Annotated in this window: 13 protein-coding genes; 6 read left to right on the forward strand and 7 right to left on the reverse strand. The window is 53.1% G+C overall.

Annotation, left to right across the window (positions count from 1 at the left end; translation table 11 throughout):
- Nucleotides 1-2 precede the first annotated feature (2 nt).
- From MMC1_RS01745 to MMC1_RS01760, 4 genes are all read right to left on the reverse strand, one after another.
- Complete coding sequence (locus MMC1_RS01745; RefSeq protein WP_011712029.1) at nucleotides 3-1,319, reverse strand: UDP-glucose dehydrogenase family protein; 1,317 nt, start codon at nucleotides 1,317-1,319, stop codon at nucleotides 3-5.
- 317 nt (nucleotides 1,320-1,636) lie between these two features.
- The gene (locus MMC1_RS01750; protein ID WP_041641695.1) at nucleotides 1,637-2,290 is read right to left on the reverse strand and encodes a class I SAM-dependent methyltransferase; all 654 of its coding nucleotides are present in this window, start codon (nucleotides 2,288-2,290) and stop codon (nucleotides 1,637-1,639) included.
- Nucleotides 2,291-2,295: 5 nt separating this feature from the next.
- The gene (gene galU, locus MMC1_RS01755; protein WP_041640609.1) at nucleotides 2,296-3,174 is read right to left on the reverse strand and encodes a UTP--glucose-1-phosphate uridylyltransferase GalU; all 879 of its coding nucleotides are present in this window, start codon (nucleotides 3,172-3,174) and stop codon (nucleotides 2,296-2,298) included.
- A 135-nt stretch (nucleotides 3,175-3,309) separates the two neighbouring features.
- Nucleotides 3,310-3,699, reverse strand: coding sequence for a c-type cytochrome domain-containing protein (locus tag MMC1_RS01760; protein WP_011712032.1), 390 nt, complete (start codon nucleotides 3,697-3,699; stop codon nucleotides 3,310-3,312).
- A gap of 520 nt (nucleotides 3,700-4,219) precedes the next feature.
- Here MMC1_RS01760 and trpB point away from each other — a divergent pair.
- Both trpB and trpA read left to right on the forward strand, forming a co-directional pair.
- Entirely contained in the window at nucleotides 4,220-5,464 is a 1,245-nt protein-coding gene (gene trpB / locus MMC1_RS01765) for a tryptophan synthase subunit beta (RefSeq protein ID WP_011712033.1), read from the forward strand.
- Complete coding sequence (gene trpA, locus MMC1_RS01770) at nucleotides 5,461-6,240, forward strand: tryptophan synthase subunit alpha (protein WP_011712034.1); 780 nt, start codon at nucleotides 5,461-5,463, stop codon at nucleotides 6,238-6,240. The genes trpB and trpA overlap by 4 nt, the downstream gene beginning before the upstream one ends.
- A 133-nt stretch (nucleotides 6,241-6,373) precedes the next feature.
- Here the strand turns inward: trpA and MMC1_RS01775 are convergent, their stop codons facing one another.
- Both MMC1_RS01775 and MMC1_RS01780 read right to left on the reverse strand, forming a co-directional pair.
- Nucleotides 6,374-7,450 (reverse strand): hypothetical protein, encoded by a 1,077-nt coding sequence (locus MMC1_RS01775; protein ID WP_011712035.1) that lies wholly within the window; start codon nucleotides 7,448-7,450, stop codon nucleotides 6,374-6,376.
- 156 nt (nucleotides 7,451-7,606) lie between these two features.
- Entirely contained in the window at nucleotides 7,607-9,019 is a 1,413-nt protein-coding gene (locus MMC1_RS01780) for a sigma-54-dependent transcriptional regulator (RefSeq protein WP_011712036.1), read from the reverse strand.
- Between the two features lie 627 nt (nucleotides 9,020-9,646).
- Between MMC1_RS01780 and MMC1_RS01785 the strand changes: the two genes are divergently transcribed.
- Both MMC1_RS01785 and MMC1_RS01790 read left to right on the forward strand, forming a co-directional pair.
- Nucleotides 9,647-11,245, forward strand: coding sequence for a phosphoethanolamine transferase (locus MMC1_RS01785; protein ID WP_011712037.1), 1,599 nt, complete (start codon nucleotides 9,647-9,649; stop codon nucleotides 11,243-11,245).
- Nucleotides 11,246-11,568: 323 nt separating this feature from the next.
- Complete coding sequence (locus tag MMC1_RS01790) at nucleotides 11,569-12,198, forward strand: DUF2062 domain-containing protein (protein WP_011712038.1); 630 nt, start codon at nucleotides 11,569-11,571, stop codon at nucleotides 12,196-12,198.
- 26 nt (nucleotides 12,199-12,224) lie between these two features.
- Here the strand turns inward: MMC1_RS01790 and MMC1_RS01795 are convergent, their stop codons facing one another.
- Nucleotides 12,225-12,689 carry a host-nuclease inhibitor Gam family protein gene (locus tag MMC1_RS01795; protein WP_011712039.1) on the reverse strand — a complete coding sequence of 155 codons (465 nt, stop codon included), beginning with the start codon at nucleotides 12,687-12,689 and terminating at the stop codon, nucleotides 12,225-12,227.
- A gap of 323 nt (nucleotides 12,690-13,012) precedes the next feature.
- Between MMC1_RS01795 and MMC1_RS01800 the strand changes: the two genes are divergently transcribed.
- Both MMC1_RS01800 and MMC1_RS01805 read left to right on the forward strand, forming a co-directional pair.
- The gene (locus MMC1_RS01800) at nucleotides 13,013-13,471 is read left to right on the forward strand and encodes a helix-turn-helix domain-containing protein (protein WP_143711325.1); all 459 of its coding nucleotides are present in this window, start codon (nucleotides 13,013-13,015) and stop codon (nucleotides 13,469-13,471) included.
- A 350-nt stretch (nucleotides 13,472-13,821) separates the two neighbouring features.
- The gene (locus MMC1_RS01805) at nucleotides 13,822-14,205 is read left to right on the forward strand and encodes a hypothetical protein (protein WP_011712041.1); all 384 of its coding nucleotides are present in this window, start codon (nucleotides 13,822-13,824) and stop codon (nucleotides 14,203-14,205) included.
- Nucleotides 14,206-14,219 lie beyond the last annotated feature (14 nt).

The raw sequence follows: 14,219 nt of genomic DNA on the forward strand, positions 1-14,219 counted from the left end.
TGTTATCGTCCCACCCCAACGTAGGCAAATCCCTGGGCCCGCATATCAGCCGGAACATAGATGTTGCGTAGATCAAAAAAGGGATACAACCCTTCGCTGTCGGTCTGCATACCCGCTTTAATACGGTCCAGATCCAAATTGCGGAACTGGTTCCACTCGGTCAAAATCACCACCGCATCCGCCCCTTGGCAGGCGCTATAGGCGTCATCACAATAGTGCAGTTCGGGCATCATGCGTTTCGCTTCATGCATACCCTCGGGATCGAAGGCTTGGATGCGGGCACCATCCCCGGCCAACGCCGGCAAAATGGTTAGGGATGAAGAGTCACGCATATCATCGGTATTGGGTTTAAAGGTCAGGCCCAGCACTCCGATGGTTTTCCCCCGTAATTTGCCCTGCATGGCATCGCGAATCTTGGTGATCATGCGCTGCTTTTGCCATTTGTTGGCCTCAATCACATTCTCCACAATGGTCATGGGGGTGTTGTGATCCCGCGCGGTATTGGCCAGCGCGGCGGTATCCTTGGGAAAACAGGAGCCACCATAGCCTGGGCCAGGGTGTAAAAATTTACGGCCAATACGGCGATCCAAGCCCATGCCCTTGGCCACATCATGCACATCAGCGCCCACCTTTTCACACAGGTTAGCAATCTGATTAATAAACATAATCTTGGTGGCTAAAAAAGCGTTGCCCGCATATTTGGTCAACTCTGCGGTGGCGATGTTGGTAAACAGAATGGGGGTCTCAATCAGATAGAGTGGGCGGTAAAGCTCTTTGAGCAGGGCCACCGGGCGGTCAGAATCCACCCCCACCACAACGCGATCAGGCCGCATAAAATCTTCAATGGCAGACCCCTCACGCAAAAATTCGGGGTTGGAGGCCATGGCAAAATCGGCATCGGGCTTGGTTTCACGAATAATTTCCGCCACCCGTGCCCCGGTTCCCACCGGGACAGTGGATTTGGTCACCACCACCGTAAAGCCCTGCATCGCGCGGGCAACATCCCGCGCGGCATCGAACACATAGCGCAGGTCGGCGGCACCATCGCCACGCCGCTCTGGTGTGCCCACCGCAATAAAGACCACATCACTGTTGGCCACGGCGGTGTTGGTGTCGGTGGTAAAGTGCAGGCGACCGGCATCCTTATTACGCACCACCAGTTGATCTAAACCTGGCTCAAAAATGGGAATTTCTCCCTTATTGAGGCGTTCAATCTTGGAGACATCCTTATCTACACAGGTGACATCCACCCCAAACTCGGAGAAGCAGGCCCCGGAAACCAGGCCAACGTAACCGGTACCTATCATGGTGATGCGCATGGCGACTCTACTCGTTTTAGTTGAAGGGTAAGCTTACATCGATCTCGCAGTGAAACCGACGGATACGCTGAGGCGTGTATGCAGTTAACATACCTTTAGCGCGGCCCGGTCTCAATGGCTGGAAGTGTACCTTTTCCATGTCCATTATCTACAGACCCATGCATATGGGGTGACACCTTGATGAAAAATGTTGGATGCATGCGACTCAAGCGTAAGAAAATATGGATAAAATTTTAATATTATGAACAGGATGTCACGATTGACACTGATAGACAAAAGGGGCTAACACGGCGTTAGCCCCCATATAAGGGGGGGTGTTACCGATGGGTAGGGCGACGACAGGCAATACCGAGGGCATTTTCCCAACGGTTTGGATTTTCGACCTGATTAAACTGGGTGAGGCCACTGTCCCCACAACGGGCAGGACGGATCTCCATAAAACCCGCCTGTTCCAACATATGGGCCATGCCGGCATAGTCCCATAGGCTTAAATGGGTGCTATTTCCAAACCAGGTGATCAGAAAGCTTTTTAGACCATGGCTGCGCTTGTTGATCAACACGCCACTATCCCGCATAAACTGTTGGCAGGCCATGGCGTCTGTCGCCTGCAAATAGCCACGCACCATATGGGCTAGATCGGGCAGCACCAGACGAAAGGTGCCCCCCGGACGTAAAATCTGGTAGCTGTGACGGAGGGCCGTTGCCACATCGTCGGCGCTTAAATGTTCCAACACGTGAGAACAATAGAGACCCTCTGCACAGGCATCCGCCACGGGTAGGCCACGCACAATATCCCCATAGCGCACAGTGGGGGGAAATGGCGTGCGGTACTGAAACAGCGCCCCTATTAGGGCCAGCCGCTGTAAACGCAGGGTAGGGCTGGCATCAAAATTAAGCCACCCTGCTGGGGCATCCAGACCACAGCCATACTGAATCCAATGGGAAGCCGGAGCTGGTTTGCTCGTTGACATGGCGGTTAAGCTTGCCATTTGGGCAGATTTTCCTGAATAAAGGCCAGCATTTGATCTTTCAACTCTGGGCGTTCCATGCTGAGTGCCAATGAAGCCATTTGAAAACCTGCTTTATCACCACAATCGAAACGGGTGCCCTCAAAGCGCATGCCGTAGATGGATTGATGTTTGAGTAAGGCTGCCATGGCATCGGTCAACTGAATCTCACCACCTGCACCACGAGGAATGGATTCCAGCAGACAGAAGATTTCTGGGGTGAGAATATAGCGCCCAATGATGGCTAAATTGGAGGGTGACACGGACGGATCCGGTTTCTCCACCAACCCCTTAATGCGCCACACCCCATTTTGTTCTGGTTCGCTGTCCAGAATACCATATTTGTTGGTCTGGTCTGGGGCGACCTCCATGACCGCTACGATACTGGATTGCAGCTCCTCAAAGCGTTCTACCATCTGCTTGAGCACCGGTTTTTGGGCATGTACCAGATCGTCGGGCAGGATAACGGCAAAGGGTTCATCCCCCACCAGATAGCGGGCGCACCATACGGCATGGCCCAATCCCAAGGGATCTTGCTGGCGGGTGGCGACCACCGTACCGGGAAACGGAATGGGTTCGTGAGAAACGCTGAGCAACACCTCTTTGCCTTGGCGGCGCAGGGTATCTTCCAGCTCATACATGTGGTCAAACTGGTCCATTAACAGGCTTTTGCCACGTCCTGTAATGAGAATGACCTCTTCAATACCTGCATCCCAGGCCTCTTCCACGGCATATTGAATCAGGGGCGTATCCACCACCGAGAGCATCTCTTTTGGGACCACCTTGGTGGCGGGTAGAAACCGAGTACCTAAGCCTGCTACGGGGAAAACGGCCTTACGAACCTTCATCATGATCTATCCTTATGTTGGTTTACGATGGCGCAAAAAAACCATCACCATAAATAGACCATAGATAACAAAACGCCCCGTAACAAGGTACGAGGCGTTTTATGGGTGCTTATTTCTTGGCTCAAACGTGGCGTTTTAGTTATTTTTGGCGCCTTGTTGAATCCACTTGCTAATGATGTCAATTTCGCACTTGGTCAGGCGACGACGGTTGTGGGGCATACGAATACCCGCCTTACCGCTCACCAAAACCAGCAGGTTGCTCAACATGGGTTTACCGGCTACCACCACAGGACCATGCTTGGTGCCGCGCATGAGACCTTCATAGCTTTGCAGGTCCAAGCCACTGTAGACCATGCCGGGGCCGCCCTGAACATGGCACTCCAGACAGCGGTAGGTGATGATGGGATAGACATCTTCCTTAAAGGTCATCTCCTGCATTTCAGAGGCAACCGCGCTACCGCTCATTAGACCTAGAGCCAGAGCCGCACCGGCCAACAGGGAACGCATACCAACTTTATTTGCCATCTTGAGTATCCTCTCTTCGCAAATGCTCAGAACGATCTAAAAGCCACCCCCTCTGACCAAACCGAAGGGTTTGTGCCAGAAGGTACGAACCTACCCGTAACTTGAAAGCAGCCTTTAGAGATCATCCTCTATACCCGCACCCCTTTCCTTTACAGGAAGTTAGGGTGTTTCAATCACCAGGGATAACCCAGCATAACACATATTAACCGTGTATATCACGCTTCTTAAAGCGATTCCCCTAAATGGGCCACAATCATGGTTCTTATAACGCATCGTCTGTCAAAAAGCCATGACATCCTTATTTTTTGTGTTAAACGGTTGGTGGCGGTTTTCCCACTCCGGTATGTAAGGTTATGTATCCGGGCGATTTCTGGAATGGGAGCCGGGTATAAAAAATCGGTAAAAGAGCCATTGAAGTTAGGTTCAACGTACCATGTGGCAGAAAAGCTTGGCTCTCATGGTCGGTGGGGTTATGCTGTGGAGCGGAAGATTTCTCCTATTTTGAGGCTTTGAAGCTATCATGTCCAAGGGTTACTTTGGCGCCTTCGGCGGCGCATATATTCCTGAGATTTTGCACGAAACCTTTGCCCAGTTGACCCTGGCCTACGAAACCGCCCGCGCGGATGAGGCGTTTTGGCGACACTATATTGAGCTTATGCGCAACTACTCGGGCCGTCCAACCCCCTTGACCTTTGCGGAAAACCTCTCCCTGGCCCACGGCAAACGGCGCATCTATATCAAGCGGGAGGATCTTAACCAGACCGGTGCCCACAAGGCCAACAATGTCATGGGGCAGGGGCTATTGGTGCGTCGCATGGGCAAAACCCGTGTTATTGCTGAAACCGGTGCTGGTCAGCATGGGGTGGCGACCGCCACCATGGCGGCACGGTTGGGTTTGGCTTGTACCATCTATATGGGGGCCAAAGATGTGGCCCGTCAGCGCCCCAATGTGTTTTGGATGGAGCAGCTGGGGGCCACCGTCATCCCCGTTACATCGGGTTCGCAGACCCTTAAAGATGCGGTTAACGAGGCGATGCGTGATTGGGTTGGCAGTATGGATAACACCCACTATGTGCTGGGCACGGCGTGTGGGGCGCATCCTTTTCCAGAGATGGTCTCTTGGTTTCAGTCGGTCATTGGGCAAGAGGCCAGGGTGCAGATTTTGGAACAGGAGGGGCGTCTGCCAGACCATGTCTATGCCTGTGTGGGCGGGGGTTCTAATGCCATGGGTATTTTCCAGGGCTTTCTTGAGGATCCCCAGGTTGAGCTGATTGGGGTGGAGGCCGGAGGTTTGGGTTTGGCCGGCCATAACCACGCTTCGCGCATTGCCTCGGGCAAGAGCACAGTGGGCATTGCGCAAGGGTATAAGACCTGCTTTCTACAGGATGAAGATGGTCAGATGCGTGATACCCACTCGGTGGCGGCGGGTCTGGACTATGTAGGGGTGTCGCCCATTTTGGCCGATCTGCACCAGCAAGGGCGGGTACGCTTTGAGGCGGCGACCGATGTGGAGGTGGTGGAGGCACTCAAGCGCATGGTCAAATCTGAGGGTATTATTCCGGCGTTGGAGTCGAGCCATGCGGTGGCCGGTGCCCTGCGTGAGCTGCCCCAACTTAAAGAGGATGCGGTGGTGATTATCAATCTTTCCGGGCGGGGCGATAAGGATATTTTCACCATTGCTGAGGCGCTGGGCGATGCCAAATGGAAGACCTACATTCAGGAGCGAGCCGCCATCTACGCAGCGGAACAGGGAGAGCGGTCATGAGTCGCAAAAGCGCCCTGGAGGGCCACATTAAAGATAAATTGCAGCAGCAGGATATTCTGCTGATGTCCCATATTGTGTTGGGCTACCCCTCTTTACAGGCCAACCGAGAGGTGATCCGTGCCATGGTGGCGGGGGGGGTGGATCTCATGGAGTTGCAGATTCCCTTTTCCGAGCCCATCGCCGATGGTCCCACCATCGCGCGGGCCAACCAAGCGGCCCTGGATGGGGGGTTTAAGGTGCGCGAGGGGTTGGCCTTTATTCGTGAGGTGGTGGCCGCGTTTAATATTCCGTTCTTGATTATGACCTATACCAACATTCTCATGGCCTATGGTGTGGAGCGTTTTATTGATGAGGTGGCGGACATCGGGGTTAAAGGGTTGATTATTCCCGATCTGCCTTTGGAGCAGGCACAGGCAGCCATTGAACAGTGCCGGGCCAAGGGTATGGATTGGATCGGGTTAATGACCCCCACCAGCGTGGATGAGCGGTTAGGCAAGATTGGCGCGGCGGCGGATGGTTTTGTCTATTGTGTCGCCCGCCGGGGTGTGACCGGTAGCAAGACCTCCTTTGATGAGCATGTGGGTGCCTTTATGCATCGCTGTCGGCAGGCTACCCCTGTACCTTTGGCGGTGGGTTTTGGGGTGCGCAGTGCCGAGGATGTGGACTATCTCAAGGGTAAAGCAGAGATTGCTGTGGTGGGCAGTGCGGCGCTGGATCTGTTTGACCAAGCGGGGGCAGCGGCGCTAGAGCCCTTTTTTCGCGGCTTGCGGGGTTAGGGCAGAGAGACCCGCAGCCTTCCCCCCCACCAGGGGCCGCTTGGATTGGGTGCTGGTTCCATGGGGCTGGGCTGTGTGTCAGGTTTGTGGAGTAGGCCCCTGACCGCTCTATGGTCAGGGGCGTGCGCCGTGGTTAGCGTTCGGCGTTGAGATCAATGGTGGTGGGTTCGCCCTCTTCAATACGTGTCATCGGGCCTTGTACGGGGTCATCCAAACCGGGCAACTTGCGGTTATCCACCATCACCCGTACCGCAAAAGCGGTTTGCGGTATCTGGTTGTCGGAGACGCCGGTCATGCGTTCCACCAAAGGGACAAAGCCGGTGGGGTGGGCTTGCATGTGACGCTCAATGGCGTCCAGCCATCTATCCACACGTTTGGCTTGGTATTTGGCCCGTACCCGGCGGATCCAGTTTTCAGGAAAATAGGCATGATCCCGCAAAAAGGAGGGCATGACCGAACGACCAATCGCCAGCACCTCTTGCTGGGTTAAGGTATACTCCTCAGACCGGCCCGCAAACACCTCGACATTATCAAAGGTGCCCGCCACCTCTGAGCCACACCAGCCCGCCCCTAGTTCAAAAATAACCAATGTGCGGGCAATTTGATCGGGATCAACCCCTTTAAGATAGCGGCGAATGAGCTCTTCTACCTCAATAGAGAGACGGCGCTTGACCCCATCAAACGCGCCCTTGACCGCCACCGCATAACGGGTTGAGGTGTTGGAGGGGCGCTCATAATGGCGGTTGTAAAAGTAGTACCATAACTCGCCCAATAACCCATTATTGCGGTCCATAAACTGAATGCGGGCACCAACCCAAGCACGGTCATCCATACCGCCCATGACATTGAGTGGGGTAAATTCAAAACCAATGCGTCGTACAGGACGATTGATCACCCGATAGGCCTGTACAGGTGCCCCGCTGGAGGCTTCGCTTAATAACAGTTGACCATCGCGAATCTGCACCGGGGGTTGTAGGATCGCCTGCCCCTGCTCCTGCACCGGACGGCTCGCGGGATTGACCCGACCGCAGCCAACCCCACTCATGCGGGTCATATACCATTGCTGATCGTCACCGCTGAGCTCGGTGCGTTCAAAATCATCTTTAAAAATCAACTCAGAAGAGTGGTCAGGGCGTTGTGCTTGGACAGGGGGGATACCCAGCATCCACAACACACCCACCAGCATGAAAATCTTGTTACCCTTGACCATGGATCCACCCTAATCGTTGTAACTGGCTCGCCTGCATTGCCAGTTTAGCGTCCTTATTCACGTCACCAAACCCGATACGTCACACAGATCTAGCAAGAACCGTGCTAGTAAAGGGGTTGGTGTAGGGCTAATCGGCTCTGCCCCCGTAAGGGTGTGCTACGCTTCCTCCTCACGGCTTTTCCATAACTGCTTTTTGCGGTAGATGGTAGAAGGATTAATCTGCAAGCGGGCGGCGGCCTGGGGAATATTATCCCCACACTGTTTTAAGGCCCGCTCGATGATGCGTTTCTCCTCGACCCACAAGGGCAGGATCTCATCATCGGTAGCGCCCTCTTGCAGGAGCATCTTGTTTTGGGGGGGCACCGTCATGTGCCTCCCCATGCTGCCCCCGACCGGTGGCGGCAGCATAGCCGCTTCGAGCAGTGTGCCATCATTGAGCACCACCGCATGGCGAATGACATTTTGCAGCTCCCGCACATTGCCCGGCCAACGGTGCCCTAAGATGAGTTGTTCAGCCTCACCACTAAAGCGGGTAAAGCCCTTTTTCTCCTCACGGCTGTACTGTTGCAACAGATGATGGGCCAGTAATAGCACATCCTGATCCCGCTTGCGTAGCGGGGGTAGGTGGAGGGGGATCACATTAAGGCGGTAGTAGAGGTCCTCGCGAAAACGCCCCTCCTGAACCTCTTCCCAGGGGTCTCGATTGGTGGCACATAGAATGCGCACATCCACCACCTCACCCTTTTGCGCACCGACCTTTTGCACCTGACCGGTCTGTAAAAACCGCAACAGCTTACTTTGTAGATCCAGGGGCAGTTCACCGATCTCATCTAAAAATAGTGTGCCATGGTGGGCGCGTTGGGCGGCACCCTGTCGGTCCGAGAGTGCCCCGGTAAAGGAGCCTTTGACATGGCCAAACAGCTCGCTTTCCATCAAATCTTTGGGTATGGCGGCGCAGTTGACGGGAATAAAGGGACGGTTGCGGCGGGTCGAGGCCTTGTGAATGGCCTCGGCGCACACCTCCTTGCCGGTACCGGACTCTCCGGTAATAAAGATGGTGGCCGAGCTGGGTGCCGCACTCTCGATGGTTTGATAGAGCGCTTGCATGGTAGGGGATGCCCCAATAAAACCGTGGTAGTGGTCCCGGTCAAAACTATCCCGGTAGGCTTGTACCTCCAGGGATAAATTTTTCTGGCGCAGGGCATTGCCCATGGTGACCAGCAAGCGGTTGGCTGAGAAGGGTTTTTCTAGATAATCAAAAGCACCCAAACGGGTAGCTTCCACGGCGGTGTCCACGCTGCCATGGGCGGTGATGATCACCACTTGCGTAGGTAGCTGCTGCTCATGGATCGCCTTGAGAATCTCTAAACCATGCATGTCGGGCAGTTGCAGATCCAATAAAACCAGATCAGGCGTATGCTGGTGCAGATAGACCAGCGCGGCATGACCCTCTTTACAGTGGCTCACCTGCCACTGTGGCTCCCCTTTGATGTACTCTTGATAGACCATCGCCATAGAGGGGCTATCTTCAACCAACAGCAGGCTATGTAGATCACGCGCTTTCATCATGGCAGCAGGCTTCTAAAAGAGTAAAAGGAACGAGCGTTGAGCCGTTAGAGCATAACAGCTTGGGCGGTCATGCTGAGGCTAAAAATAATAAAACGGCACCCTGATTACCCTCCACAGTGCGCCTATACCGCCTTTATTGCAGCGACATAGCCGAATCTGCATCGCTTTTTCTCGCTTTCCAAAGGTTGGCTTGCCCCGAGAGCAGGGCAGTGGTGGCTCCATTAATGGCGTGGAAAAGTCCAATAAGGGTATCTCTCACTTACCAAAGTGTATACCCTAACAGTGTGAAAGGCTGGTTGAAAATTTTTGATAATCAGGATACTTTGCTCCCTGTCATGGCTGGCTAACCCTGCTATATTGCCGGGTGGGTCGTGGCTGGTAAGATGATTTTCCTCTTCCTGCCGGTGGTTTCGAGCAACCCCTTCTCTGCCATTCTGGGTGGTCTCTGGCATGTGTGCTAGGCCATCTATTGTCCTTGGGTGGCTACGCTGGCATACCGTGACAAACCGCTTTGACAAAACATCCCATGGCCACCCTGTTGATTCTGTTTTGGTGTGGCTTGCCTAATCATCCCATACGGTTTGCCTAGTTGGGGTTTTCAGTTCACTCCTTGACGAGTTGTCGTTTATGCCCAATCTACAGATCTCTAGACCCTATCTAATCTTACTGGTGGCACTGTTTATCTGCCTAACCGGCAACTACACCTTTTTTAGTGGCGTGTTGCAGGTCTACCCGTGGCAGCAACACGCCGGTTTTTTTGTCTCGCTGGTGGTGGCTTATAGTGCCTTTTTGGTGCTGCTGTTTAGCCTGCTTAGTTTGCTGTTTGGCCAGCGTAGTGTGGCCATTTTTATGCTTATCCTCTCTGCTTTTATTGGTTATTTTTCCGATAATTTTGGCGTGATCATTGATCGGGATATGCTGCAAAACACGCTGGAAACCAACTTGTCGGAAGCCTCTGACCTGATGAGTCTGGGACTCATGGTGCGGGTGCTGTTGTTGGGTCTGCTGCCTGCGCTACTGGTGGGGCGGCTCTCACTGCCCCGGCTTGGTTGGCTGCGTGGTTTAAGCCAAACCGGCAAAACCATGGGTGTGGCACTGCTGGTTATGGTGGCCGCATTGGCCCCCTTTAATGCACAATATTTTAGCGCGGGTCGGGAGCATAAAAGTCTGCGTTATCACGCCAATCCGGCCTATCCAATCTATTCGGTGGGTCACTATATCAAGAAAAAATATCAAGCGGGTAAGCCGCCCTATACCACCGTGACCACTTATGCCCGTCAAGCAGCCGATGATACCAGCCGCGAGTTGGTGATTATGGTGGTGGGCGAGGCGGTGCGTGCCGATCACTTCTCCCTCAACGGGTATGCGCGTCAGACCAATCCAACCCTGGCCAAAGAGCCGAGGGTGGTTAATTTTTCCCAGGTTTCCTCGTGCGGTACCGCCACAGCGATCTCCGTGCCCTGCATGTTCTCTTTCCATGGGCGCAGCACCTACAAGGGTAGTACCGCACCCTACACCGAAAATGTGTTGGATGTCCTGGCTAAGGCAGGGGTGCATGTGCTGTGGCTGGATAATAACTCCTCCTCCAAAGGGGTAGCGGATCGGGTGGCCTACCAAGATTTTCGTACCTCAGCAAACAACCCAATCTGTGATGCGGTGGAGTGTCGGGATATCGGCATGCTAAAAAACCTGCAACGCTATATTGATGACCATAAACAGGGCGATATTTTGATCGTGCTGCACCAGATGGGAAACCATGGCCCAGCCTACTTTAAGCGCTATCCCCCAGAGTTCGAGAAGTTCAAGCCCGCCTGCCAGACCATCGAATTGGCCCAGTGCACCAAGCAAGAGATCAGCAATGCCTATGATAATGCCATTCTCTACACCGACTTTTTCTTGGGCAAGGTCATTGAGCTGCTCAAGTCCAATACGCCAAATTTTGAAACGCTGATGGTCTATATGTCAGATCATGGTGAGTCGTTGGGCGAAAATGGCATCTATCTGCACGGTCTGCCTTACTTTATGGCGCCAGCCAGCCAAACCCATGTACCGGCAGTAATCTGGAATGGCCCCAACTCCGATTTGGATCATCAAGAGCTGCTGGCTAACAAAGATAAACCCAACTCCCATGATGGGTTGGCGCCTCTTTTGTTAAAAGTGTTTGAGGTTGATGCCGATTTACAGGGCGACCTTGTGCATGCCCCTTTTGGTAGCGCCCAGCCGTAAGGTAATCTGTGGGGATCATACGGCGATGCGTAGCTGCACTGGCTGCCCTGAACAAGCACATAGCCAAAGCCAGGCGCCTTGGTCCTGATGGTACTATGGATATGGCAAAGGGGTGTCGTTAGCGCCCCTGCTCTTCCTGCTCGTTAGGAAAGGCCATGCACGGTTGCAGGGTGAACGAATTGCGCAGTGTGGGGCCTATTGCGCTCAACAAGTGCGTGTTGGTGTGGTAGAATATCCACGTTTTTCCCACCACGCACGACCACAGCCAAGAGAACCGATGCGCCACACCGCTTGGTGGGCCAGCTTATGACGGGGGAGCCTATATGGCAGCCAAAGGTTGGCGTTATCCGTTTTTCTGGATGCGCACCATGTTTCGGTTTCGTTTGATCCGGCCTATGCTACAGGGCGGGCATCCACCGGAGTATGCGGCGCGGGCCTCTGGCATTGGTTTGGCGATTGCCATGACCCCGACGGTTGGGGTGCAAATTGCGGCAGTTATGGCACTATGGGCCTGGATTAAGGCCCGTAAGCCCGACTGGGACTTTAACCCTATGGTGGCCATTGCCTGGACCATGGTGACCAATGTGGTTACGCTACCCCCTATTTATTTTATGTTTGTGGTAACGGGCCGCTTAATGATGGGTCACTGGGATGGTCTCTCTGGGTATGATGAGTATACCGCCCGGATTGCCCAAGTTTTGGCACCCGATGCAGGTTGGTTAGAGTCCATCTGGATCCAGCTTCATGAACTCTTTACCACCTTTGGTTTGCCCTTACTGCTCGGTTGTTTGCCGTGGGCGCTGATATGTGGCTGGGCAGGCTATTTTTTCACGCTGCGGTTGGTGCGTAAATACCAAGCTTTGCGCGAAAAACGACGCATAAAAAATTATGTCGGTCTCTACAAAGAGTCTCATCCTTATACAAGCAGTAATCACGCAGGTCCGCAGAAATAAAGTTAGCGGTAAGTCCCTCGTTGCGCTTATTTGGGTTCAACCCAGACCTGCTCATTGACACAGCGTTGTAAGCCGACTTGGGCGAGCCTTTGTGCCGACCAACTGCGTAGTGCGGCTCGGTTAAGCTGCCGCTGTAGACGCAGAGCCTCATGCCAACCCTGTGCTTCGATGGCGTCACAAATTTCGGTTTCTGTCTGTGAGGCTGTGGGTATAATACGGCTCTGACGGCGTTTGCCAATCTGACCTTGAGGTAAGCTGAGGGTGCGCTTTTTTATAAAGAGTTCAGGGGTGACCTGAGCAAACTGGGTGAGTTGCTGTTGCAGCTGATTCAACTGCTCAGCAATTTTGGCCAAGGGTTCTTGGTAACGCTGCTGGAGCTGTTCCACGGCCTGATCGCGCTTGCTGGCTAACTCCGACTGCTGTGCCAGCAGGTTGGCGATTTGGGCCAAAGCTGCATTGGCATCGTCTAGGCTTGCAACGGTTTTTTGCATAAGCAGCACTCCCCTGCTTTAGGTTGGTGATTTGTCGAAGGAAGAAAGGCGGTATCATGCCATTTTTTCGCGCGGCTTTACGTTCCTAGCGTGGTAAACTACGACCGAAACCCAGGTTTGTTGTGGCGATAAGCTGCCTAAAAATCTAGAAATTACCGCGCTAAGCGACCTATAATTCTTGATTTTACACTACACCATGGGGCTGCACATAAACACTCAGCCGTGAGCAGGCAGCAGGAAAATAATTGCATTATTCCCTGCACCGAATCAAGCAAAAAATTGTTATGGGGGTTGCAATGGTTGGTCAAAAGGAGAAACGGCAAATGGATCGTGGCCTGATTGAGCGGCTTAGAAAGGCTGCTGAACGGGCTGGTGGTCCCGATGCCATCGCCTTAAAGGTAGATGTTTCCCGTCGCACATGGGGTAATTATTTGCAAGGTGCGACCGAACCTACCGCATCCACCATTAAAGATATTGCCAAGGTGTCGGGTTTAGATCCCGCTTGGATACTCACCGGGGTGGGGCCTATGGAGCGCCGTTCAGGGGATAGCTATCTGGATTCTCTGGATGAAGATCTATTATTTTCAGTAATCTATGAAGTTGAGCACTTCTTATTGGGCGAGGGTATTACCATTGGCAATGCCAAAGATAAAGTGCAGTTGATTAAAGCCGTGTATGAGTTGGTGCAGCGCGAACAGGCGCACCAGCCTGACAAGCCCACAACCGCAGGCAATGTTATTCAGCTACCGCATGTGCAAGCGTTGATGCGATTGGCCGGTTAACGCGCTTATAAAATAAAACCAATTTAACAGCCGTTGCAAGCGTGCTCAAAGGTAGAGAACGCGCTTGAAGCGGTTTTTTTTTATCTGGTTTCTGAAGGTGTGGTAACGAACTTACAGTAGCTTAAGTAAGCCACCAATATTGCAAAGAATAGCGTTTTAGCCAAGCGTGGCAAGTGTACCAGCCCACCGTTTCAAAAAAATCTCATATAGGTAGAGTGCCTAAACATTTTGAGGCTATATGCCGATGATTGCTAGTAAGCCGCAAACAACAGGTCGGTGAGATTGCATATATTTGCCCGTGAACACGGTCCCCCACATTGGCGCTACGCCCATAAACCATGGAGATTATCATGAGTCATTCTGCAAACCAAGCCGAGCAGACCATACAAAAATTGCTAAGTAAGCACCGTTCTGCTAGCAAAACAGATGCTCTGCCCGTCAAGCGAGTAGAAGATGGCTGGAACAGCCGTCAAAAAAAGGGCTTAATCGGTACTCTCTGTGGGCTCATTCTGCTGCTGGGTAGTGGTTGGTTTTGGTATATGCATCAGCCCATTAGTCCCTATCAAGAGCTGTTGCTTAAAGCTTTAATCAAGGAGTATGCCGTGCAGCAAAGTATAGGGCATCAAAAGGTTTGGGTGGATCTCAAACGGCGTTGGGGTTTTTACCGGGTACAGGATATTGATCGCCAGCAGTTTCACGAAATGACACAATACCTAAGCCAGCCCATCCGTTGAGCCCTTAGTGGTTT

Origin of the sequence: Magnetococcus marinus MC-1, assembly GCF_000014865.1 — a bacterium.
GTDB classification, from domain to species: Bacteria; Pseudomonadota; Magnetococcia; order Magnetococcales; family Magnetococcaceae; genus Magnetococcus; species Magnetococcus marinus.